Source organism: Microcella sp., from assembly GCF_025808395.1.
Taxonomy (GTDB): domain Bacteria; phylum Actinomycetota; class Actinomycetes; order Actinomycetales; family Microbacteriaceae; genus Microcella.
Genome location: NZ_CP075524.1, coordinates 1,739,476 through 1,760,423, shown reverse-complemented (window position 1 = coordinate 1,760,423; position 20,948 = coordinate 1,739,476). Strand labels below are relative to the sequence as shown.

The window sequence follows — 20,948 nt, the reverse complement described above, 5'->3', positions numbered from 1 at the left end:
CAGGCGGGAGCGCAGCATCCACCTGGATGCTGCTCGACACGAAAGAAGAAGAATATGGCACCGAAGAAGAAGGTCACGGGTCTGATCAAGCTGCAGATTCAGGCCGGCGCCGCCAACCCTGCCCCGCCCATCGGGCCGGCGCTCGGTCAGCACGGCGTCAACATCATGGAGTTCTGCAAGGCGTACAACGCCGCGACCGAGTCGCAGCGCGGCAACGTCATTCCGGTCGAGATCACCGTGTACGAAGACCGTTCGTTCACGTTCATCTTGAAGACTCCGCCCGCCGCCGAGCTCATCAAGAAGGCTGCCGGAGTGCAGAAGGGGTCGTCGACCCCGCACACCGTCAAGGTCGCCAAGCTCACCAAAGAGCAGGTGCGCAGCATCGCCGAGGCCAAGCAGGTCGACCTCAACGCCAACGACATCGAGGCGGCCGAGAAGATCATCGCGGGCACGGCGCGGAGCATGGGCATCACTGTCGAATAGCGACATGTCGCTATTCGACCAGTGATGGCGTGACAGCAACTCGTCACCACGGGTCGTGGGCGTCGACATCGAGCGCGACTGCGCCCGCTCACTGGGCGCCCAACAACAGAACACACACACAGCGGGAGAGCCAGCCAGGCTCGTCAACCGCGAACTCACTACTAGGAGACACAACATGGCACAGAAGTCGAAGGCCTACCGGGCCGCGGCCGAGAAGATCGAGCCCGGCAAGTACTACACCCCCGACGAGGCGGTGGCGGTGGCGAAAGAGACCGGCTCGAAGAACACCAATTCGACCGTCGAGGTCGCGCTGAAGCTCGGCGTCGACCCCCGCAAGGCAGACCAGATGGTGCGCGGCACCGTCAACCTGCCGCACGGCACGGGCAAGACTGCCCGCGTCATCGTGTTCGCGACCGGCCCCGCGGCCGAGGCAGCGATCGCCGCCGGAGCCGACGAGGTCGGCGGCGCCGAACTCATCGAGAAGGTCGCGGGCGGCTACACCGCGTTCGACTCGGCAGTCTCGACCCCCGAGCTCATGGGCCAGGTCGGGCGACTCGGCAAGGTGCTGGGCCCCCGCGGCCTCATGCCCAACCCGAAGACCGGCACCGTCACCCCCGACGTCGCCAAGGCTGTCACCGACATCAAGGGCGGCAAGATCGAGTTTCGCGTCGACAAGCACGCCAACGTGCACTTCATCGTCGGCAAGACGGCGTTCACGCAAGAGCAGCTGAGCGAGAACCTCAAGGCGGCGCTTGACGAGGTCATGCGGCTCAAGCCGTCGAGCTCGAAGGGTCGCTACCTGCAGAAGGGTTCGGTGTCGACGACGTTCGGCCCCGGCATTCCGCTCGACGTCAACGTCATCTAGTTCACGGGTTTCACCGTGGAGGGCCCCGCTTCGGCGGGGCCTTCTGCGTTGTGTGATGAGGGCAGAATGGGGGGATGCTCGACGAGACGTTCGCGGTGCGGCCTGCCGCGCAGGGTGAGGCCGGGGTGCTGCACGCCCTCGCTGCGCTGACGTTTCCGCTCGCGTGCCCGCCGTCGACGACCGAGTCGGCGAAGGCCGCGTTCATCGAGCAGCACTTGAGCCGCGCAGCCTTCGGGTCGTACCTCGCCGACCCGCAGCGCCTCGTGCTCGTCGCCGAGCGACGAGCCGAGTCGAGCCCGGGCGGCACCGAGCCCACGAGCCTCATCGGCTACGCGATGCTCGTGCACGGCGAGCCGAGCGACCCCGACGTCGCCCGCGCCGTGCAGGGCCGCCCCACGGCTGAGCTGAGCAAGCTCTACGTGCATCCGGCTCAGCACGGCGGCGGTGTCGCCTCGGCGCTCGTCGAGCACGCGCTGCAGTCTGCGGCCGTGCAGGGTGCGGTGAGCGTGTGGCTCGGCGTGAACATCCACAATGCACGGGCCAACCGGTTCTACGAGAAGGCGGGTTTCGACGTCGTCGGCCGCAAGGGCTTTCTCGTCGGCGAGGTCATCGAGGACGACTTCGTGCGCGAGCGCCTGCTCGAGTGAGCGGCGCTACTCGCGGGCGACCTCGATGGCGATCTTGCCGCGCGTGCGGCCCTCGTCGATGAACCGGTGGGCGTCGGCGACCTGGTCGAGCGCAAACACCCGGTCGACGTGCACGCGCAGGTCGCCAGCGTCGATCATGCGCGTGAGCACGGCCAGTGTCGCGCCGCTCGGCGAGAGCTTGTACGAGGTGGCGCGCACTCCGGCGGCGGCGGCTTCGTCGTGCATGGTCGGCCAACTGCCGGTCGGGGCGTTGACGATGAGCCCGCCGGGGCGCAGGGTGCGCAGCGACCGTGTGGCGGTGTCGTCGTGCACATTGCCGATGAGGTCGATCACGACATCGTGGTCGCTCACCTCGTCGTCGAACCGTGTGGCGGTGTAGTCGATGACGCGCGCGGCGCCGAGCTCGCGCACGAACGAGACGTTGCGGGTCGAGCACGTCGCCGTGACGGTCGCCCCGAAGTAGGCGGCGAGCTGCACCGCGAAGTGGCCGACCCCGCCGGCCCCAGCATGGATGAGCATGCGCTGGCCCTCGTGGGCGCGGGCGACGTCGACCACCATGCCCCAGGCGGTGAGGGCGGCGAGCGGCACGCAGGCGGCTTCGGTGAAGCTCAGGCTCGCAGGCTTGGGCGCGAGAAACATCTCGGGCACTGAGGCGAACTCGGCGTGCGTGCCGTCGTAGCGCGGCACGAGCGTCATGCCGTAGACGGCTCGACCGGGCTGCAGCGCGTGCGCCTCGTACGGCGCTTCTTCGATGATGCCGGCCAGATCGTGCCCGAGCACGACCGGGTATGACCGGATGGCCGCCGCGGCCCCCCGCCCCGCCCGAGTCTTCGCATCGATCGGGTTCATGCTCGAGGCGAGCACGCGCACGAGTGCTTCGGCTCCCGCCCGAACCGGACGCGGCCAGTCGGCCGATTCGATCACTTCGGGCCCCCCGGCCCCTGTTGCCACCATCGCGCGCATCGTCGTCATCGCGGGCTCCTCCCTGCTGCGTCTAGTGAACACGACGCGATGGTCGATCGTGTTAACGCGGCGTCACGGTGGCGAGAAGAGGTGGGAGCAATAGCATTGCTCTCACCGCCCTCATCGCTGAAAGGCCGACTCATGACTGCTGTGTTCGTGGTGCTGCGCATCGTGGCCGTCCTCGCCATCGGCGCGGCCGTCGTCGGTCAGATCGTCACCTCGCTCGCCTTCTGGCAGTCGCAGGGGCTCACCGACATAGGCTTCAGGTTGACGAACTTCTTCAGTTTCTTCACGATCGAGTCGAACGTCGCCGCGACCGTGGTGCTCGTGATGGCCGTGGGGCTCACGCTCATGAAGCAGAGTCCGATGTGGTTCTCGGTGCTGCGAGCCGTCGTCACGACGTTCATGGTCACGACGGGCATCGTCTACAACCTGCTGCTGCGCGGCATCGAGCTGCCGCAGGGGGCGACCCTCGAGTGGTCGAATGAGATCTTGCATCTGTGGGGGCCGCTCTATGTGCTCGCCGACTGGATCTTCGCCCCCGGGCGGCACCGCCTCGAGTGGAAGCACATCGGCACGATCATCGCCTTCCCCATGGTGTGGGCCGTCTACACGCTCGTGCGGGGGCCGTTGACGTTCGATTCGGTCACGGGTGGCGCGTGGTACCCCTACCCGTTCTTGAACCCCGATCTCTCGGCCAACGGCTACTTGTCTGTGGCGTTCTACGTCATTCTGATCGCTGCCGTCATCGGGTTGACGGGGGCAGGCGTCATTCGCCTCTCGCGCACGAGCGTCGGGCAACGGGGCGCCAGGAGCGAATAGATCATACCTATGTTGAAGGGCGCACCGACCGCGCCTAGAGTGGTGCAGGCCACCATCGACCACCTCTGAGGAGCACTGCTGTGACCCGTCCCCCTGTCTCTGTGCAGTTGTACACCGTGCGCGACGCACTCGCGGCCGACCCCGAAGCGACGCTCGCGCGATTGGCTGAGATCGGGTTCACCGCCGTCGAGCCGTTCGGGCTCACCGACGCCGTCGACAGCCTCGAGCCGGCCCTGCGCGCTGCCTCGCTCACGGCACCCACGAGCCACGTCAGCCTGCTCGATGGCCGCCACGACGAGGCCTTCGCGGCGGCGAAGCGGCTCGGAGTCGAGACGCTCATCGACCCCTACGTGCGCGACGAGGCCTGGAGCACCCGCGAGGCGATCGCCGAGACCGCTCGCGCACTCACCGACGTGGCCCGCGCCGCCGCCGACCACGGTCTACGCGTCGGCTACCACAATCACTGGTGGGAGCTCGAGCAGCGCATCGACGGCACGCCGGCGCTCGAAGTGTTCGCCGACCTCGTCGGCGACGAGGTCGTGCTCGAGGTCGACACCTACTGGAGCGCGGTCGGGGGCGTCGACCCCGTGGCGCTGCTCAGTCGACTCGGTGAGCGCGTCGTCGCCATCCACGTCAAAGACGGCCCCGCCACGATGGAGACGAGCGCCCAGCAACCGGCCGGTCAGGGAGTCATGGCCATCGCCGAGGTGCTCGCTGCGGCACCGACGGCTCGCCCCGTGATCGAATTCGACGCATACGCCGGCGACATCTTCGACGGCATCGCCGCGAGCGTCGCCTACGTGCGCACCCTCGGAGTGCAGTGATGTCGGGCCCCGTCGGCGTCGGCGTCATCGGCGCAGGCGTCATCAGCAACCAGTACCTCGAGAACCTCGTCACCGCCGCTGACCTCGCCGTGCTCATGGTCGCCGACCTCGACCCGGCGCGGGCCGCAGCCCAGGCCGCCGCCTACGGTGTGCCCTCGAGCGGCACGGTGAGCGAGCTACTCGCGCGCGACGACATCGAGATCGTCGTCAACCTGACGATTCCTGCCGCCCACGTGCCGGTGGCGCTCGACGCCCTGGCCGCCGGCAAGCACGTCTGGAGCGAGAAGCCCTTCGCGCTCGACCTCGAGAGCGGGCAGGCCCTGCTCGATGAGGCGCATCGGGTGGGCCTGCGCGTGGCGTGCGCCCCCGACACCGTGCTCGGCGCGGGCGTGCAGACCGGCCGGCGGCTGCTCGAGTCTGGCGCGATCGGCACGCCGCTGACGGCGTTCACGGCCTTCCAGGTGTCTGGCCCCGAGGCTTGGCACCCCAACCCCGACTTTCTGTATGCACGCGGTGCAGGGCCGCTGTTCGACATGGGCCCGTACTACCTCTCGACCCTCGTGCAGCTTTTAGGCCCCGCGGCGCGGGTCGCCGCCCGCGGGTCGCAAGCGCGAGCATCCCGCATCATCGCCTCGGGGCCGCGCCAGGGCGAGTCGTTTGCCGTCGAAGTGCCCACTCATGTGTCGGCGCTCATCGACTTCGAAGGCGGCGCCACCGCGCAGAGCACCTTCAGCTTTCAGTCGAGCCGACCCCGCGTGGGCGTCGTCGAGATCGCCGGAACCGAAGGCACCCTGAGCCTGCCCGACCCGAACATGTTCGACGGCGAGCTGCGCATCTGGCGCGACGGCATGTTCGACGAGTCTGAGGCCGAAGTGGTGCCCGCCACCGGCTCGACGTTCTCGCGCGGTGCCGGGGTTGTCGAACTGGCCCGCGCCATCCGCGCCGGGCGGCCCGAGCGGGCTTCGGGCGAATTCGCCTTCCACGTGCTCGACATCATGGTGTCGACGCAGCTGTCGGCCGAGACCGATGGCGCCGCCGTCGACATCACCAGTACGGTGCCGATACCGCCCGCGCTGCCCGAGACCTGGAACCCGACCGAGCAGACGCTGTAGGAAGCCATCATGACCGATTCGACCCTGGGTGTCGCCTTCATCGGCGGCGGATTCATGGCCGATGTGCACAGCCGAGCAGCCCGCGCTGCCGGCGCGCGCATCATCGGCGTGACGAGCTCGACCGCCGAACGCTCGCGCGCGGCCGCCGAGCGCATCGGCGCCGACCGCGCCTTCGATGACGTGGATGCTCTGCTCGCCGACGCGAGCGTCGACGTCGTGCACATCGTCACGCCGAACGCCACCCACCACGACTTGACCGTGCGTGCCATCGCCGCTGGCAAGCACGTCGTCACCGAGAAGCCGCTCGCGACCACCGTCGACGACGCGGTCGACCTCGAGCAGCGGGCGACGGCGGCGGGCGTCGTGGCGACCGTGCCCTTCGTCTACCGCTTTCACCCCATGGTGCGCGAGGCGCGTGCGCGCATCGCGACGGGGCAGGTCGGGCGGCTGTTCAGCGTGCAGGGGGCCTACCTGCAAGACTGGCTGCTCGCGGCCGACGACGACAACTGGCGCGTCTCGACCGACGCGGGCGGCGAGTCGCGTGCGTTCGCCGACATCGGGTCGCACGTCTGCGACCTGCTCGAGTTCGTCACGGGCGAGCGACTCGCCCGCCTGCAGGCGGTGACCAGCACGGTGTTCGCCGAGCGGGCATCGACGGGGCCGGTCAGCACCGAAGACCTCGTCGGCGTGCTCGCCCAGACGTCGAGCGGTGCCGTCGTCAGCCTGCTCGTGTCGCAAGTGGCGCCCGGGCGCAAGAACGCTCTCATGCTCGAAGTGCACGGTGCGGCAGAGTCGTTGCGGTTCGAGCAAGAGCGGCCCGAAGAGCTCTGGGTCGGCTCGCGCACGGGCAGTCGCGCGCACCTGCGCAACAATGACGAGCTGCACGCCGATGCTGCGCGCCTCGCCGTGCTGCCGCCCGGGCATCCGCTCGGCTACCAGGATGCCTTCACGGCGTTCGCCGCCGACACCTATGCGGCGGTGCGCGGAGTCGCGCCCGGCGGCCTGCCGGTCTTCGCCGACGGCGTGCGTGCCGCCCGCATCACCGACGCTGTTCTCACCTCGGCCCGCACCGGCGGCTGGGTCGACCTCTAAACCCCGCACCTCGACGAAGGAGTCATCATGGCCACGCACCCCGTCACCCTGTTCACCGGCCAGTGGGCCGACCTGACGCTCGAAGAGGTCGCGAAGCTCGCGAGCGAGTGGGGCTACGACGGCCTCGAGATCGCAGCCTCGGGCGAGCACCTCGACGTGCAGCGCGCAGTCGAAGACGACGCCTACCTGCAGGGCCGCCTCGACATTCTCGAGAAGCACAACCTGAAGGTCTACGCCATCTCGCACCACCTGGCGGGGCAGGCGGTCTGCGACGACCCGATCGACTTCAGGCACCAGGCGATTCTGTCGAGCCGCGTGTGGGGCGACGGCGACGCCGAGGGGGTGCGGCAGCGCGCCGCCACCGAGCTGCAGTTCGCGGCGCGCGCGGCGCGGCGGCTCGGAGTCGACACGGTCGTGGGCTTCACCGGATCGAGCATCTGGCCGTACGTCGCGATGTTCCCGCCCGTGCCGGCGAGCGTGATCGACGGCGGCTATGACGACTTCGCTCGACGCTGGAACCCGATTCTCGACGTGTTCGACAGCGAGGGCGTGCGCTTCGCCCACGAAGTGCACCCCGGCGAGATCGCCTACGACTACTGGACGAGCGTGCGCACGCTCGAGGCGATCGACCACCGCGAGGCGTTCGGCTTCAACTGGGACCCGTCGCACATGATGTGGCAGAACATCGACCCGGTGGGCTTCATCGTCGACTTCGCCGACCGCATCTACCACGTCGACTGCAAAGACACGCGCGTGCGGCCGCAGTACGGCCGCGCCGGCGTCATGGGGTCGCACCTGTCGTGGGGCGACCCGAAGCGCGGTTGGGACTTCGTCTCGACCGGCCACGGCGACGTGCCGTGGGAAGACTCGTTTCGTGCATTGAAGTCGATCGGCTACGCCGGCCCCATCTCGATCGAGTGGGAAGACGCGGGCATGAGCAGGCTGCACGGCGCCGCCGAGGCGGTGCAGTTCGTGCGGTCGCTGCTCTGGGATCTGCCCGAGCAGTCGTTCGACGCCGCGTTCTCGAACCAGGACTAGTGCGACCGGCCGAGCCGGTCGGGGTACAAAAAGTGAAACAGTGAGTCCCCCATAGTGGGGACCGAAACACCCCCGGAGGGGGGACTGCGAGCACTGTTCGCTTAACGCACACTGGTTGCAGGGGGACAACCCGTGTCCCCCACAGTGCCGACATCGACACCCGAAGCCGATGCCCGCCTGACACGTTCGAAGAAAGCTGGTGAGACCGATGATCTCTCTTCCCCTGGTGCTGATCCTCTCGCTCATCGGCTTCTTCGCACTCATCGCCGGCGTTGCCGGAACGGGGCGCAAGCCCCGCGGCGCGCACCGCGCCTGAGCCACTTCCTCCGGCTCCCCGAGCCCCGGCCACCTACCCCTCGTGGCCGGGGCTCGCGGCATGCTGCAGCCATCACGGGCATGGCAGGCTCCTAGGTGACTCATAGGGTGGTGAGGCTGACTAGAACGATGGCCCACGACGAGCTTCCTGAGACTCCCCGCCTGACGCGCCCAGACGGTTCGCCGGTTCGAGCACTCGTCGTCGACGACGAACCGTCGCTCGCCGACCTCGTCTCGATGGCGCTGAAATATGAGGGGTGGGATGTGCGTACCGCCCTGACCGGACAGCAGGCCCTGCAGCACGGCCGCGAGTTCGCTCCAGACGTGGTCGTGCTCGACATCATGCTTCCTGACCTCGACGGCTTGGAGGTGCTGCGCAGACTGCGCGCCGACGGCGCCGATGTTCCCGTGCTCTTCCTCACCGCGAAAGACTCCGTCGACGATCGAGTCGTCGGGCTGACCGCGGGCGGCGACGACTACGTCACCAAGCCGTTCAGCCTCGAAGAGCTCGTGGCCAGGCTGCGCGGACTCATCCGCCGCAGCGCGCTCGTCGTCAGCGAACGGGCAGACCCCGAGATTCGCGTGGGCGACCTCGTGCTCAACGAAGAGAGCTACGAGGTTCAGCGGGGCGACACGCAGATCGAGTTGACCGCCACCGAGTTCGAGCTGCTGCGCTACCTCATGCGCAACCCGCGACGCGTGCTCAGCAAGGCGCAGATTCTCGACCGGGTATGGAGCTACGACTTCGGCGGCCGCTCGAGCATCGTCGAGATCTACATCTCGTATCTGCGCAAGAAGATCGACACGCTCGGCCCGCCCATGATCCACACCGTGCGCGGGGTCGGCTACCTGATCAAGCCGGTCAACTGATGGTCGGCGGCTGGTCGCTGCGCCAGCGGCTGGTCGCAGGAATTCTGGCGCTGCTGCTCATCGCCACGCTCGCGATCGGCGTGCTCAGCGTCTACTTCGTGCGTGCCAGCCTGCTCGCGCAGCTCGACGACGAACTGCGCATCACGACGAGCCGCATCGAGCGCATCTCGGCACCGGGCCGCGGCCCGGCGTCGAGCTTCGACGGGCCCGGGCTGCCGCTCGGCTCGCTCATCGGCGTGGTGCAGGCCGACGGCAGCGCCGTGGCTGCCTACCTCGATGATGACGCCGTCGTGCGCGAGCTCACGCCGCTGCAGGTGAGAGTGCTCGCCGCCCGCGCGCTCGGGCACCCCGACACGGTGCGGTTGCCCGCCGGTCTCGGCGAGTTTCGGGTGCTCGCGACGCCGACGGCCGCCGACGCCGTGCTCATCGTGGGCATCTCGACCAAAGACGTGTCGATCACGGTGGCGCGGCTCGGTGCGGTGATCGCCGCCGTGCTCGCCGGCATTCTCATCGGCGCGGCCGTGCTGGGCCGCGAAGTCGTACGCCTCGGCCTGCGCCCGCTCACCCGGGTGCGCGAGGCGGCCACCGCCGTGACGACGCTGCCCCTCGATCGAGGCGCGGTCGCTCTGGCCGAGAGGCTGCCCCAGCTCGACACCGACCCGACCACCGAGGTGGGGCAGTTGGGCGCAGCGTTCACGCGCATGCTCGACCACGTGCAGCAGGCGTTCGACTCTCGACAGGCGAGCGAGCAGAAGGTGCGCCAGTTCGTCGCCGATGCCAGCCACGAACTGCGCACGCCGCTCGCCGCGATTCGCGGATACAGCGAGCTCACCCGCCGCAGCGGGCACGAGCTGCCCGACGACATTCGTCACGCCCTCGCTCGCATCGAGTCTGAGTCGGTGCGCATGTCAGAACTCGTCGACGACCTGCTGCTGCTCGCGCGACTCGACGAGGGGCGCGAGCTTCGACACGACCCCGTCGATCTCGCGAGCGTCGTCGCCGATGCCGTCGCAGATGCCCGCGCCACGTCGCCCGCCCATGAGTGGGTCGAGCGGCTGCCGTCGCACCCCGTCATCGTGCAGGGCGATCAGCATCGCCTGCATCAGGTCATCGCGAACCTGCTGGCGAACGCGCGCATCCACACGCCCGAGGGCACTCGCGTCACGGCGGCGCTCGGCGTGCTCGACGGTCGGGCCATCGTCACCGTCGTCGACACCGGGCCGGGAATACCCCCCGATATTCAGCCCGTGCTCTTCGAGCGCTTCGCCCGCGCCGACACGTCGCGATCGCGCGCCACCGGGTCGACGGGCCTCGGCCTCGCGATCGTCGCGGCGGTGGTGCAGGCGCACGATGGCGAGGTGAGCTTCTCGTCGCAGCCAGGCGAGACCGTATTCCGCGTCAGCGTGCCGCTCGCCGCCACCGAATCAGACGACGCGACCGAGACCGCCTAGGCTCGGGCCATGCGTGTAGCCGTCACCGGTTCGGCCGGAAAACTCGGGCAGGCCGTCGTCACCCACCTGGTCGAGGCCGGGCACTCCGTGACCGGTCTCGACGCCGTCGGCGCCCCCGGTGAGGAATTCGTGCGGGTCGACCTCACCGACGCGGGCCAGGTCTTCGACGCCCTCGCGGGGGTCGAAGAACGTCACGACGGCCTCGACGCGATCGTGCACCTGGCGGCGACACCCGCGCCGGGCATCCGCCCCGATACGGTGCTGCTGCACGAGAACCTGTCGATGACGATCGCGGTGTTCCAGGCCGCCCGTCGGGCGGGCATCAGCCGCATCGTGCACGCGTCGAGCGAGACGCTGCTCGGCCTGCCGCTCACCGAGCCGCCGCCCTCGGCACCGATCGACGAGAGCCAGCCGACCCGACCCAACTTCATGTACGCGATCGGCAAGCACCTCGAAGAAGAGTTCGGCAGAAAGCTGTGCCGCATCACGCCATCGCTCTCGATCACGGGGCTGCGCTTCAGCAACGTCATGGCCACCGACGACTATGCCGAGTTCGAGTCGTGGCAAGACGACGCCTCGGTGCGCCGCTGGAACCTCTGGGGGTACATCGACCGCCGCGACGGCGCCCACGCGGTCGAGCGCGCGCTCACGGTGCGCGGGCCAGGGTACGAGACCTACATCATCGCGGCCGCCGACACGGTCATGCGGCGCGATTCGGCGGCGCTGATGGCGGAGGAGTTCGCGGAAGTTCCGCTCTCGCGCCCCGTCACCGGCCGCGAGACCCTGCTCTCGATCGACGCCGCTCGGCGAGACCTCGGGTACGCTCCGAGCCACTCGTGGCTCGACCACGTATAGCCGGCGCTCGTTCGCTTTGCGGTGCGTGCTCGCCGTACCGTATGCTGGCCTCTTGCCATAGACCGCCGGTTATCGGCGTGCCTGCTCGAGCACCTCGTGTGCGAGCGGCGCATGACGATCGAAGGTTCGCAGGCTTCTCACGAAGCTGGCGACGGCCCGCGCAGGTGCAATGAACTGAAGCCGTGCATTCCGAGTTCTGAATCGGGTGCGCGAAGAGGCTCGTGCGCATGCGCAGGGGCCTTTCGTCATGTGTGCCGGGTGGTCATGGCAAGACCAACCCCAACAAGAGGAGCACCATGGCGAACAAGGAAGCAACGGTCGCCGAGCTGACAGAACTTTTCTCCAGCTCGACCGCCGTACTGCTCACCGAGTACCGCGGTCTCACGGTGGCGCAGCTCAAGCAGCTGCGCGGCAGCATTCGTGACGACGCGTCGTACGCCGTGGTGAAGAACACGCTGACCAAGATCGCGGCGAACCAGGCAGGCATCGACTCACTCGATGACATGCTCGCTGGCCCGTCTGCGATCGCGTTCGTGCACGGAGACCCCGTGAACGTCGCCAAGGCTCTGCGTGACTTCGCCAAGGCGAACCCCAACCTCGTGGTGAAGGGCGGCTACCTCGACGGCAAGCCTCTCGACGCCTCCGAGGTCAGCAAGCTCGCCGAGCTCGAGAGCCGTGAAGTGGTGCTGGCCAAGCTGGCCGGCGCCGTCAAGGCTTCGCTGTTCGGTGCCGCGTACATGTTCAACGCGCCGCTGGCTCAGGCCGCCCGCGCGGTCGACGCCCTGCGGCAGAAGCAAGAGTCCGGCAGCTGACGCTGACCGGTTGACGACACACCACACCCACCGAAGCAAGAAGGAGAAATCATGGCCAAGCTCAGCACTGACGACCTCATCGAGGCGTTCAAAGAGCTGTCGCTCATCGAGCTCAGCGAGTTCGTGAAGAAGTTCGAAGAGGTCTTCGAGGTCACCGCCGCGGCCCCCGTCGCCGTGGCCGCAGCGGGCCCCGCCGGTGGCGGAGCCGCCGCTGAAGAGGTTGAGGAGAAGGACTCGTTCGACGTCGTTCTCGAGGCCGCTGGTGACAAGAAGATCCAGGTCATCAAGGAGGTGCGCGCCCTCACCAGCCTCGGCCTCGGTGAGGCGAAGGCTCTCGTTGACGGCGCCCCCGGTGTCGTGCTCGAGGGTGCGAACAAGGAGGCCGCCGAGAAGGCCAAGGCTCAGCTCGAAGAGGCTGGCGCCACCGTCACCCTCAAGTAGTCGACGCCCCGAAGGGGGCTTCAGCTGCGACCTTGCAGTGCCCGGTTCCGCGAGAGCGGCGCCGGGCACTGCTGCGTTGCGGGGCGAACCGGGGGCGGTCAGGCGTCGCGACGGGCTGCCGTCGAGGTGCGCACGATGAGCTGGGTTGGCAAGACCACGTGCTCGTCGGGCACCGAGGCATCGGCGTGCTCGATCTGCGAGATGAGAAACTCGACGGCACGGTCGCCCTGCGAGCCGGGTCGTTGCGCGAGGGTCGTCAGGCCGAACATCTCGGCCATGGGGTGGTCGTCGATGCCGATGATCGACAGCTCTTGGGGAATGCTGATGCCGAGCTGCCGAGCCGCGATCATGATGCCGATGGCGATCTCATCGCAGCCGGCGAAGATCGCCGTCGGGCGGGTGCGCGGGTCGCCGAGCAGCGAGAGGCCCACCGAGTAGCCGCCCGGAATCGAGAAGTCAGCTTCTCTGAACGCCCCGTCGGTCGAGATCGCCGCGTCGGCGAGCGCGTGGCAGAAGCCCGTGTAGCGCTGCGAGTGCACACGAAAGTCCATCTGCTCGTTCTGGTCGCCCCCGACGTGCACGATGCGGCGGTGTCCGAGACTGATGAGGTGCTCGGTCGCGAGTCGTGCGGTCTCGATGTCGTCGATCGAGAGCGAGGGTATGCCGGCGATGCGACCGCCGATGCCGGCGAGGGGCTTGCCGAGCGCCTGCAGCATCTGCACTTCGTGCGGGCTGAGCGCGATCGTGACGGCGATGACGGCGTCGACGCGCTTGCGCACCAGAAAGTAGTCGAACACTCGCCGCCGCAGGTCGGTGTCCATGCTCAGCCGATACAGCGTGAGGTCGTAGCCCGACCTGATGAGTGCCTTCTCGATGCCCTCGAGCACTTCGGCGAAGTACCAGCGATTGATGTAGGGAATCACGACGCCGACGTTGCGGGTTCGGCCGGTGACGAGGCTCGCCGCCGTGCTCGACACCACGTAGCCGAGTTCTGCCGCTGCCGCCTCGACCCGCCGGCGTGTGTCGTCAGAGACATACCCGCGGCCACTGAGGGCGCGCGACGCCGTCGACTTCGAGACGCCCGCGATGCGGGCGACATCGGCCAAGATGCTCATTGCCTCGGGCCCTCCATTGGACTGCGGCGTGTTCGCGACGGGGTGGCGACGGATGCTCGCTCGACGTTCTGCGCTGGGCTTGAGGCCGATCGGGCACGCCGTCGCGCCAGTGTAGCCCGAATACCACGAACCTGGAACCGGTGCCAGGAACGACGGGGTGCGGCGGTGATCTGCGATCGGAGATATCTGGGCGCAGCCAGTGAGTTGAGCAACGGATCGGTAACGGGCCTGGGCACACGGGTTGCGGGCGCGCGCGCCGTGACGTACCGTGACCCCTGGAACCGGTTCCCGATGGAGTGTCCACTGGCGCTCGCAGGGCATCGAACGTTCCGCACCCTGCACCATCACCACCACGCGCGCCAGCTGGCGCGCTGACCACCTCAACGAGGAGGAAACACATGAGTTCCACTCTCCGACGCAGGCTTCTAGCGCCTGCAGCGGCAGTAGGCGCCCTCAGCCTGGTTCTCGCCGGCTGTGCGGCCGACACCGAAGAGCCGGGAGCCGGCGGCGACGTCGATTGCTCGGAGTACGAGCAGTACGGCACGTTCGACGGCGAGAGCGTCGAGGTCTACGCGACCATCATCGACGTCGAGGCCGACGACCTCGTCACCAGCTGGTCTGACTTCTCGGAGTGCACCGGCATCACCATCCGCTACGTGGGCACGCAAGAAGCCGAGACGCAGATCAACGTGCGTGCGGCCGCGGGCGACGCCCCCGACCTCATGATCATCCCCCAGCCAGGCCTGCTGCAGCGTCTCGTCGGCGACGGCTACGTCGTTCCGGCCCCGGCCTCGGTCGAAGCCAACGTCGACGAGTTCTGGAGCGAGAGCTGGAAGGGCTACGGCACCATCGACGGCACCTTCTACGCTGCACCGCTGATGGCGAGCGTCAAGGGCTACATCTGGTACTCGCCCGCCGACTTCGCCGAGAACGGCTACGAGGTTCCGACGACGTGGGCCGAGATGGTCGCACTCACCGAGCAGATGACCGAGCGCAACGAGGGTGCATACCGCCCCTGGTGCGTCGGCTTCGGTTCGGGCGACGCCACCGGCTGGCCGGGAACCGACTGGGTCGAAGACGCCGTGCTGCGCACCGCAGGCCCTGAGGCCTACGACGCGTGGGTCGCGGGCGACCTGCCCTTCTCGAGCCCCGAGATCACCGAGGCGTTCGAGCTCGTCGGCGAGATCTTGCTCAACCCTGAGTTCGTCAACGGCGGATTCGGTGGAGTCGACTCGATCATCTCGACCAGCTTCCAAGACGGTGGCCTCGCGATTCTCGACGGCAACTGCTCGCTGCACCACCAGGCTTCGTTCTACGAGGCCCAGTGGGGCGCTGGCGTCGACGTGTCTGAGAACGGCGACATCTGGGCGTTCCTGACCCCGCCGATGAACGCCGATGACGGTGCTGCCGTCACCGGTGGCGGCGAGTTCGTCGCGGCGTTCAACGACCGTGAGGCGACCGCGGCTGTTCAGACCTACCTGGCCAGCGGCCTGTGGGCGAACAACCGCGTGGCACTCGGTGGTGTCATCTCGGCGAACAAGGGCCTCGACCCGTCGCTCGCCGGTTCTGACCTCGCCCGCCAGTCGGTCGAGATCCTCCAGGGTGAAGACACGGTGTTCCGTTTCGACGCCTCTGACCTCATGCCCGCCGAAGTCGGCACCAGCTCGTTCTGGACCGGCATGGTCGACTGGGTCAGCGGCACCCGCAGCACGCAAGAACTGCTGACGTTCATCGACAGCACGTTCCCGTAAGGCTCAGTGGTCTACCGCCACTGATGTGAACAACCCTGCACCTGGCCCACTGAGCGCTTGCTCAGTGGGCCAGGTCGTCAGGTAGCGTGTGTCTCAAACCAACGGAGGTTTAACGCATGACGTCGGCATTCTGGTCTGACCTCGTCGAGAAATTCGGGGTCATGTTCGGAGGCCTCGCCGCCTTCGCTGCGGCCATCGGTCTCATACTCTTCCTTGCCGATCGGGCCCCGAAGCGGGGTCGAGATATCTGGCAGCTGCTGGGCTTCCTCGCCCCGGCGATGATCTTGCTGACCGTCGGTCTCATCTACCCGGCGATCAACACGGCGATCATCTCGTTCTTCAACCGCAACAGCCGTGAGTTCGTCGGTCTCGACAACTACATCTGGATGTTCACCGAGCCGACCATCCTCATCACCCTCGGCAACACCCTCATCTGGGTGGCGCTCGTTCCGACGCTGTCGACGGTCTTCGGCCTCGCCTACGCCGTCTTCATCGACAAGAGCAAGGGCGAGAAGGTGCTGAAGTCGCTCGTCTTCATGCCGATGGCCATCTCGTTCGTCGGCGCCGGCATCATCTGGCGCTTCGTCTACGAGTACCGTGCGGTGGGCTTCAGCGAGCAGATCGGCATCTTGAACCAGATTCTCGTGTGGCTCGGTCAAGAGCCGCAGCAGTTCTTGCAGAACTCGCCGTGGAACACGTTCTTCTTGATCGTCGTGATGGTGTGGATTCAGACCGGTTTCGCCATGGTGCTGCTCTCGGCGGCGATCAAGGGCGTGCCGGTCGAGATCATCGAAGCATCGAGACTCGACGGCGCCAACCCCTGGCAGCAGTTCTGGAACGTGACGGTGCCCGGAATCCGCGGCACGCTCGTCGTGGTGGTCACGACCATCTCGATCGCGACGCTGAAGGTGTTCGACATCGTGCGAGCCATGACCGGCGGCAACTTCGACACCTCGGTCGTCGCGAACGAGATGTACACGCAGGCCTTCAACCGAGGAGAGTTCGGGCAGGGCTCAGCGCTCGCCCTCGTGCTCTTCGTCATGGTCATGCCGATCGTCATCTACAACGTGCGCGTCATGCGCAAGCAGAAGGAGATCCGATGAGCGACGCGACGACTCGGCCAGAGGAGAAGCTCGATCGCCCGCTCGGCCAGAAGAACGCCGACCCCACCGAGGTCGAGCGCGAGCCGAGCAAGTCACGGCGGGTCAAGCAGAAGCTCACCTCGCCGTGGGCGACGGCGGCGGCCATTCTCATCGCCACACTGTGGACGATCCCGACGTTCGGCCTGCTGGTCTCGTCGTTCCGCACGCCGCAAGAGATTCGCTCGAACGGCTGGTGGAACATCTTCGTCAGTCCGAGCTTCACGCTCGAGAACTACTTCGAAGTGCTGACGGTCTCGGGCGCGTCATCGGCGAACCTGGGCCAGTACTTCGTGAACTCGCTCGTCATCGCCATTCCGGCGGCGATCTTCCCGATCGCTCTCGCGACGATGGCCGCCTATGCCTTCGCCTGGATCAAGTTTCCCGGTGCTGGCCCGCTCTTCGTGCTCGTGTTCGCGCTGCAGATCGTGCCGTTGCAGATGGCACTCGTGCCCCTGCTGCAGATCTTCTCGAACGTTCTCGGCATCAGCGGAACATTCCCCGCGGTGTGGATCGCGCACACGATCTTCGGTCTGCCGCTGTGCATCTTCTTGCTGCACAACTTCATCAGCGAGATTCCCGGAGAGGTCATCGAAGCGGCTCGAGTCGACGGCGCGAACCACACGCAGATCTTCTTCCGCATCATCATTCCGCTGTCGCTGCCGGCGCTCGCCTCGATCGGCATCTTCCAGTTCTTGTGGGTGTGGAACGACCTGCTCGTGGCGCTCGTGTTCTCGGGCGGCACAGCCGATGTCGCGCCGCTGACGCAGCGACTGGCCGAGCTGGTCGGCAACTTCGGTCGCAACACCGAGCGACTCCCAGCCGCGGCGTTCATCTCGCTCATCATTCCGCTCATCGTGTTCTTCAGCCTGCAGCGCTACTTCGTGCGCGGCCTGCTGGCGGGCTCGACGAAGGGATGAGTGCGGCTCGTCGCGCTTGCTGACACCGAGAACCCCGGTGGTGCCGCCTAGGCTCAGTCCATGAGCATGGGTGGGGGCCGCCGGGGTTCTCGCGTCTCGAGCGCAGACGCCGAGGCGCAGCGGGCCGCCAACGCCGATGCGCCGCGCATTCCCGACCTGCTGCCGCGCATCGCGGCCCTGTTCAGGCCTCATCGCGGCGCCCTCACGATCACGATCGCGCTCGTGCTGGTCTCGGCAGCGCTCAGCGTCGCTCCGCCCCTGCTCACGCAGCAGGCGTTCGACGTGGGCCTCTTTCCGCCGGAGGGCAGCCCGAACGTTCCGGTGCTGCTGCAGATCGTCGGCGTCATGCTCGCGCTCTGGGTGCTCGCGGCGGGCATCGGCATCGCCCAGACTCGACTGACGGCCAGCATCGGCAACAGCGTGATGGCCGACCTGCGCGTTCGACTCTTCGCGCACCTGCAGTCGATGGAGCTCGGCTTCTTCACCCGCACGAAGACCGGCATCATCCAGTCTCGACTGCAGAACGACGTCGGCGGGGTCGCCGGCGTGCTCAGCAACACGGTCTCGAGCGTCATCGGCAACACCGTCACGGTCATCGCCGCGTTCGTGGCGATGCTGCTGCTGAGCTGGCAGCTCACGATCGTGGCGGTCGTGCTGCTGCCCGTGCTGGTCGTGGCGCAGCGACGCGTCGGCCAAGTGCGTGCGCGCATCGCGACCAAGACCCAAGAGTCGCTGAGCGACATGACGGCGATCACGCAAGAGGCGCTGAGCGTGTCGGGAATCCTGCTCGCGAAAAGCTTCTTCCGGCAGCAGAGCGAGGTCGAGCGCTACTCGCTCGAGAACGACACGCAGCGGCGACTGCAAGTGCAGCTGGCCATGAGCGGCCAATGGTTCTTCGCCACGGTGAACGTCTTTCTCTCGGTGATTCCCGCGGTCGTCTACCTTGTGGCGGCATGGCTCATCGAGCAGGAGGTCTCGGTGACCGCGGGCACGATCGTCGCCTTCACGACGGTGCAGGCTCGACTCACCTTTCCCCTCATGGGGCTCATGCGGGTCGCGCTCGATCTGCAGACCAGCGGCGCGCTGTTCGCCCGCATCTTCGAATATCTCGATCTGGCGCCGCAGATCGTCGAAGCGCCAGACGCTCGCGACATCGACGAGCGCCACCGCGGCCGGGTCGCCTTCGAGAACGTCACGTTTCGCTACCCAGACGCTGCGGCCGACAGCCCGCCCACTCTCGACGGAGTGTCATTCACGATCGAGCCCGGCCAGTTCGTCGCCTTCGTGGGGCCCTCGGGTGCCGGCAAGACCACGATCTCGTACCTCGTGCCACGACTGCACGACGTCTCGGGCGGCACCGTCGAGGTGGCAGGGGTCGATGTGCGCCGGCTGCGCCAGCAGAGCCTCATCGATCACGTGGGCATCGTCAGCCAAGAGACCTACCTCTTTCACGCGTCGATCGCCGAGAATCTGCGCTACGCGCGGCCCGAGGCGACGGATGCTGAGCTCGAGGCCGCGTGCCGTGCGGCGAGCATCCACGCCACCATCGACAGCTTTCCCGACCGCTACGACACCATCGTCGGAGAACGCGGCTATCGACTGTCGGGCGGCGAGAAGCAGCGCGTCGCGATCGCGCGGGTGCTGCTGAAAGACCCGCCGGTGCTCATTCTCGACGAAGCCACGAGCGCCCTCGACTCTGTCTCAGAGCGCGTCGTGCAGGCAGCGCTCGACGCGGCGAGCCGCGGCCGCACGACGATCGCCATCGCCCACCGGCTCTCGACCATCAGCGCGGCCGACGTGATCAACGTCGTCGACGGCGGCCGCATCGTCGAATCGGGCACGCACGCAGAGCTCGTCGCTCTCAGCGGAGTCTATGCGCGGCTCGTCGTGCAGCAGTCGGCAGACTACGACCGGTCGGCGAGCAGCTCTTCCATGTAGCCGATCTCTTTCGCCTGCAACTGCACCATGCCCCGCGCCAGAGGCGTGACGAGCGGGTGAGTGCTGCGTGCGAGCACGGCTTCGGCCATGTCGACCCCGCCGATGTGGTGGGCGATCATGAGCTCGAGAAAGAGGCGTTCGGCGTCGACCCCGGTCGCGTTCTGCAGCGCCTGCATCTGCTCGAAGGTCGCCACACCGGGCATGGGCTCGCCCGGGGTGTGCGAGTCGTGCCCGCCGTGCCCGGCAGAGCCGTCGATGACGGGGCGCGAGAGCCACTCCATCTCGGGCGCGCTGCTGGTCTGGGGCAGCCCCCACATGACGAGCCAGGCGAACATCTGCCCCTGCTGCTGCGTCTGCGCCGTGGCGATGTCGAGGGCGAGCAGCCTGATCTCGGGGTCGTCGGTGCGGTCGCGCACCAGCAGCGCCATCTCGACGGCCTGCGCGTGATGCACCTGCATATCGCGAGCGAAGCCCGCCTCGGCGCTCGACTCGGTGGGCATCGGGGTTCCGGGTGAGGTGACCCGCCCGACGAGCACACCGACGACGAGCGCCACGAGCACGAGCAGACCGACCGCGACGACCACGCGTGCGCGCCCCGCCGGGGCCGGGGGCGTCGTCACGGTCACGAGATCTTGCCGGGCCCGTCGAGCGACTGGCTGCAGAGCGCGCCCGGCTCGGGGGCGTCAGGAGACAAGCGGAACTTGACGATGAAGTCGTTCAAGCGCGGGTCGTCGACGCCATCGAGGGCGACCTGCGAACCCCATGCGCTCGCGACCACCGGTGCGGGCAGACCAGAGAACGGCGACAAGATGATGTAGGTGCTCGGCATCGCGCGGCGCAGCGCGTCGAGGTCGCCGCCGCTCACGAGTTCGGGGTCGTAGGTGACCCACACCGCACCGTGCTCGAGAGAGTGCACGGCGTACTCGGCCGGCACCTCTTGCTCGTAGATGCCGCAATTCAGCCAGCTGGGGTTGTGCGGGCCGCCCGCCGGGGGAGTCATGGTGTACTCGACGGCGCTCTGCACGTGCACGGCCTCGAGCGAATCGAACGTCTGCAGGCCCTCGATCTCGATCGCGGCGGGGTCGCGCGGGGGCGTTGCCGACGTGACGACGATCGTCACGAGCGTGCCGACGATGAGCAGACCGGCCATCGAGGCCGCGACGATGCCGATCATGCGGTTGCGCTTCTCGCGCTCTTGCTTCTTCTTGAGGGCGGCGACCTTCTCAGCGCGGCGCTTCTCACGCTGCTGCTTGACGGTGAGATCGGCGTCAGAAGTGGTGTCGTTCTCGGCCACGGGGGTGCTCCAGTCGGGGTGCGAGGGCAGGCTCAGGCGCCGGATCGTCGACGCCACCGACCCCCAGAATGTCAGAAAACTCCTGACGGCCGCTGTGAAGCGTTCTCGACTACCCTCCCCAGAACCGGTGGTGCACCGGTACTGTGAACCCACGCGCGCGTTCTGCGCGCCCTCCGCCTGACGTCCACTGAGCACGAGGAA

General features: G+C 67.7%; 21 protein-coding genes. 17 read left to right on the top strand and 4 right to left on the bottom strand.

What is annotated here, in order from left to right; translation table 11 throughout:
• The first annotated feature begins 54 nt into the window (after positions 1-54).
• The 3 genes from rplK (at position 55) to KIT89_RS08505 (ending at position 1,995) form a co-directional block, all read left to right on the top strand.
• On the top strand, positions 55-483 hold the full coding sequence (rplK, locus tag KIT89_RS08515; RefSeq protein WP_297600282.1) for a 50S ribosomal protein L11: 429 nt from the start codon (positions 55-57) through the stop codon (positions 481-483).
• A 175-nt stretch (positions 484-658) separates the two neighbouring features.
• Entirely contained in the window at positions 659-1,348 is a 690-nt protein-coding gene (gene rplA, locus KIT89_RS08510; protein ID WP_297600279.1) for a 50S ribosomal protein L1, read from the top strand.
• 74 nt (positions 1,349-1,422) lie between these two features.
• Positions 1,423-1,995 carry an N-acetyltransferase gene (locus KIT89_RS08505; RefSeq protein WP_297600276.1) on the top strand — a complete coding sequence of 191 codons (573 nt, stop codon included), beginning with the start codon at positions 1,423-1,425 and terminating at the stop codon, positions 1,993-1,995.
• A gap of 6 nt (positions 1,996-2,001) precedes the next feature.
• Here KIT89_RS08505 and KIT89_RS08500 read toward each other — a convergent pair whose 3' ends face one another.
• The gene (locus KIT89_RS08500) at positions 2,002-2,967 is read right to left on the bottom strand and encodes an NADP-dependent oxidoreductase (RefSeq protein ID WP_367275864.1); all 966 of its coding nucleotides are present in this window, start codon (positions 2,965-2,967) and stop codon (positions 2,002-2,004) included.
• Between the two features lie 132 nt (positions 2,968-3,099).
• On the opposite strand from KIT89_RS08500, the gene KIT89_RS08495 reads away from it, so the two are divergent.
• The 10 genes from KIT89_RS08495 (at position 3,100) to rplL (ending at position 12,590) form a co-directional block, all read left to right on the top strand.
• Entirely contained in the window at positions 3,100-3,780 is a 681-nt protein-coding gene (locus KIT89_RS08495) for a Pr6Pr family membrane protein (RefSeq protein WP_297600274.1), read from the top strand.
• An 80-nt stretch (positions 3,781-3,860) separates the two neighbouring features.
• Complete coding sequence (locus KIT89_RS08490; RefSeq protein WP_297600271.1) at positions 3,861-4,604, top strand: sugar phosphate isomerase/epimerase; 744 nt, start codon at positions 3,861-3,863, stop codon at positions 4,602-4,604.
• Positions 4,604-5,716 (top strand): Gfo/Idh/MocA family oxidoreductase, encoded by a 1,113-nt coding sequence (locus KIT89_RS08485; protein WP_297600268.1) that lies wholly within the window; start codon positions 4,604-4,606, stop codon positions 5,714-5,716. Before KIT89_RS08490 ends, KIT89_RS08485 begins: the two co-directional genes overlap by 1 nt.
• A gap of 9 nt (positions 5,717-5,725) precedes the next feature.
• Complete coding sequence (locus KIT89_RS08480) at positions 5,726-6,808, top strand: Gfo/Idh/MocA family oxidoreductase (protein ID WP_297600264.1); 1,083 nt, start codon at positions 5,726-5,728, stop codon at positions 6,806-6,808.
• A 27-nt stretch (positions 6,809-6,835) separates the two neighbouring features.
• On the top strand, positions 6,836-7,846 hold the full coding sequence (locus KIT89_RS08475) for a sugar phosphate isomerase/epimerase (protein WP_297600262.1): 1,011 nt from the start codon (positions 6,836-6,838) through the stop codon (positions 7,844-7,846).
• Between the two features lie 444 nt (positions 7,847-8,290).
• The gene (locus KIT89_RS08470; RefSeq protein ID WP_297600259.1) at positions 8,291-9,031 is read left to right on the top strand and encodes a response regulator transcription factor; all 741 of its coding nucleotides are present in this window, start codon (positions 8,291-8,293) and stop codon (positions 9,029-9,031) included.
• A complete protein-coding gene (locus tag KIT89_RS08465) occupies positions 9,031-10,482 on the top strand; it encodes a cell wall metabolism sensor histidine kinase WalK (protein WP_297600256.1) in 1,452 nt (483 codons plus the stop codon). Before KIT89_RS08470 ends, KIT89_RS08465 begins: the two co-directional genes overlap by 1 nt.
• Positions 10,483-10,491: 9 nt before the next feature.
• Positions 10,492-11,337 (top strand): NAD(P)-dependent oxidoreductase, encoded by an 846-nt coding sequence (locus tag KIT89_RS08460; protein WP_297600254.1) that lies wholly within the window; start codon positions 10,492-10,494, stop codon positions 11,335-11,337.
• Between the two features lie 296 nt (positions 11,338-11,633).
• Positions 11,634-12,149 carry a 50S ribosomal protein L10 gene (rplJ, locus tag KIT89_RS08455; RefSeq protein WP_297600250.1) on the top strand — a complete coding sequence of 172 codons (516 nt, stop codon included), beginning with the start codon at positions 11,634-11,636 and terminating at the stop codon, positions 12,147-12,149.
• Between the two features lie 51 nt (positions 12,150-12,200).
• Entirely contained in the window at positions 12,201-12,590 is a 390-nt protein-coding gene (rplL, locus tag KIT89_RS08450) for a 50S ribosomal protein L7/L12 (RefSeq protein WP_293171297.1), read from the top strand.
• Positions 12,591-12,688: 98 nt separating this feature from the next.
• On the opposite strand, the gene KIT89_RS08445 is transcribed toward rplL, so the two are convergent.
• Positions 12,689-13,705, bottom strand: a complete 1,017-nt coding sequence (locus KIT89_RS08445) for a LacI family DNA-binding transcriptional regulator (protein WP_297600244.1) — start codon at positions 13,703-13,705, stop codon at positions 12,689-12,691.
• Positions 13,706-14,103: 398 nt separating this feature from the next.
• Here KIT89_RS08445 and KIT89_RS08440 point away from each other — a divergent pair, with 398 nt between their 5' ends.
• The 4 genes from KIT89_RS08440 to KIT89_RS08425 all read left to right on the top strand — a co-directional run bounded on the left by KIT89_RS08440 (position 14,104) and on the right by KIT89_RS08425 (position 19,453).
• On the top strand, positions 14,104-15,456 hold the full coding sequence (locus KIT89_RS08440) for an extracellular solute-binding protein (protein ID WP_297600242.1): 1,353 nt from the start codon (positions 14,104-14,106) through the stop codon (positions 15,454-15,456).
• A gap of 116 nt (positions 15,457-15,572) precedes the next feature.
• The gene (locus tag KIT89_RS08435; protein ID WP_297600238.1) at positions 15,573-16,559 is read left to right on the top strand and encodes a carbohydrate ABC transporter permease; all 987 of its coding nucleotides are present in this window, start codon (positions 15,573-15,575) and stop codon (positions 16,557-16,559) included.
• Positions 16,556-17,515: a carbohydrate ABC transporter permease gene (locus KIT89_RS08430; protein ID WP_297600237.1), complete on the top strand. Its 960-nt coding sequence runs from the start codon at positions 16,556-16,558 to the stop codon at positions 17,513-17,515. Before KIT89_RS08435 ends, KIT89_RS08430 begins: the two co-directional genes overlap by 4 nt.
• Before the next feature lie 66 nt (positions 17,516-17,581).
• Positions 17,582-19,453, top strand: a complete 1,872-nt coding sequence (locus tag KIT89_RS08425) for an ABC transporter ATP-binding protein (protein ID WP_297603947.1) — start codon at positions 17,582-17,584, stop codon at positions 19,451-19,453.
• Here KIT89_RS08425 and KIT89_RS08420 read toward each other — a convergent pair.
• Both KIT89_RS08420 and KIT89_RS08415 read right to left on the bottom strand, forming a co-directional pair.
• A complete protein-coding gene (locus tag KIT89_RS08420; RefSeq protein ID WP_297600235.1) occupies positions 19,420-20,073 on the bottom strand; it encodes a DUF305 domain-containing protein in 654 nt (217 codons plus the stop codon). The two genes, KIT89_RS08425 and KIT89_RS08420, sit on opposite strands and share 34 nt — an antisense overlap.
• A 2-nt stretch (positions 20,074-20,075) precedes the next feature.
• Positions 20,076-20,804: a DUF3105 domain-containing protein gene (locus KIT89_RS08415; protein ID WP_297600233.1), complete on the bottom strand. Its 729-nt coding sequence runs from the start codon at positions 20,802-20,804 to the stop codon at positions 20,076-20,078.
• Between the last annotated feature and the right edge of the window lie 144 nt (positions 20,805-20,948).

Coding starts and splice junctions, on each gene's coding strand:
- rplK (WP_297600282.1), top strand. CDS start 55: ATGGCACCGAAGAAGAAGGTCACGGGTCTGATCAAGCTGCAGATTCAG.
- rplA (WP_297600279.1), top strand. CDS start 659: ATGGCACAGAAGTCGAAGGCCTACCGGGCCGCGGCCGAGAAGATCGAG.
- KIT89_RS08505 (WP_297600276.1), top strand. CDS start 1,423: ATGCTCGACGAGACGTTCGCGGTGCGGCCTGCCGCGCAGGGTGAGGCC.
- KIT89_RS08500 (WP_367275864.1), bottom strand. CDS start 2,967: ATGACGACGATGCGCGCGATGGTGGCAACAGGGGCCGGGGGGCCCGAA.
- KIT89_RS08495 (WP_297600274.1), top strand. CDS start 3,100: ATGACTGCTGTGTTCGTGGTGCTGCGCATCGTGGCCGTCCTCGCCATC.
- KIT89_RS08485 (WP_297600268.1), top strand. CDS start 4,604: ATGTCGGGCCCCGTCGGCGTCGGCGTCATCGGCGCAGGCGTCATCAGC.
- KIT89_RS08480 (WP_297600264.1), top strand. CDS start 5,726: ATGACCGATTCGACCCTGGGTGTCGCCTTCATCGGCGGCGGATTCATG.
- KIT89_RS08475 (WP_297600262.1), top strand. CDS start 6,836: ATGGCCACGCACCCCGTCACCCTGTTCACCGGCCAGTGGGCCGACCTG.
- KIT89_RS08470 (WP_297600259.1), top strand. CDS start 8,291: ATGGCCCACGACGAGCTTCCTGAGACTCCCCGCCTGACGCGCCCAGAC.
- KIT89_RS08465 (WP_297600256.1), top strand. CDS start 9,031: ATGGTCGGCGGCTGGTCGCTGCGCCAGCGGCTGGTCGCAGGAATTCTG.
- KIT89_RS08460 (WP_297600254.1), top strand. CDS start 10,492: ATGCGTGTAGCCGTCACCGGTTCGGCCGGAAAACTCGGGCAGGCCGTC.
- rplJ (WP_297600250.1), top strand. CDS start 11,634: ATGGCGAACAAGGAAGCAACGGTCGCCGAGCTGACAGAACTTTTCTCC.
- rplL (WP_293171297.1), top strand. CDS start 12,201: ATGGCCAAGCTCAGCACTGACGACCTCATCGAGGCGTTCAAAGAGCTG.
- KIT89_RS08445 (WP_297600244.1), bottom strand. CDS start 13,705: ATGAGCATCTTGGCCGATGTCGCCCGCATCGCGGGCGTCTCGAAGTCG.
- KIT89_RS08440 (WP_297600242.1), top strand. CDS start 14,104: ATGAGTTCCACTCTCCGACGCAGGCTTCTAGCGCCTGCAGCGGCAGTA.
- KIT89_RS08435 (WP_297600238.1), top strand. CDS start 15,573: ATGACGTCGGCATTCTGGTCTGACCTCGTCGAGAAATTCGGGGTCATG.
- KIT89_RS08430 (WP_297600237.1), top strand. CDS start 16,556: ATGAGCGACGCGACGACTCGGCCAGAGGAGAAGCTCGATCGCCCGCTC.
- KIT89_RS08425 (WP_297603947.1), top strand. CDS start 17,582: ATGGGTGGGGGCCGCCGGGGTTCTCGCGTCTCGAGCGCAGACGCCGAG.